This is a genomic window from Rhodopseudomonas parapalustris, from assembly GCF_053772255.1.
The window spans coordinates 1-607 of sequence record NZ_JAMKBZ010000083.1 but is presented as its reverse complement, the minus strand read 5'-3'; the positions used below and the strand labels follow the sequence as shown (position 1 = coordinate 607).

Below are 607 nucleotides of genomic sequence, written 5' to 3'. Positions count from 1 at the left end.
GATGGTAGCGGGAGAGGGACCCGCTACCAGGTTTCTCAAGGGCATCGCCCTCCGTAATTTCTCGAGACCTGACAGGCACTTGGTCGGCAATTGGAAGCGTGAGCGGGAGTGTGACATGCCAGCCGCATGTCGCACTCCCGCCTGCATTCGGAGTGCCTCCTCGTGGCCCGACCATCCTACCTCTCACGCAGTCCATCAGGACGATATTACCTTCAAAGAAGATTGGGGAAACAGGCCGCATCGGTCTTCGGCCAGCCCGTTCTCCGTGTCAGCCTGCGAACGGGAAATTTTCAGAAAGCTCGCCGAAGGCTGGTCATGATGCTCGAATGGGTCAACCAGGCGGTCGAAGCCCCGGATCTGGAGACGCTCGGGCGGTCGTTCGACCGGGAGCTCTGGCGCCACACAGAGGCCGGCGCCCCGAGCAACGAAGAGGCACTCGTCGTACGCCTTGGGCTGGAGCACCAGGTTCGAACATTCCTGGCACGCGCATACGACCGCTGCTTTCCTGTCGCCCGCGTATTCCCGGAATTCTCGACGCGCTGGGTGGCTTTTGTCGATCAGAACAAAGCCGCCGAAGCAGCATTTTCGAGCCAATCTACCCACGCGA

2 pseudogenes are annotated in these 607 nt (G+C 60.8%); both read left to right on the top strand.

The features are described from left to right. Positions 1-126: 126 nt before the first annotated feature. A pseudogene (locus M9H71_RS25135) lies at positions 127-261 on the top strand (hypothetical protein); the annotation flags it as partial. Between the two features lie 54 nt (positions 262-315). After that, positions 316-607: pseudogene (locus M9H71_RS25130) on the top strand (hypothetical protein); the annotation flags it as partial.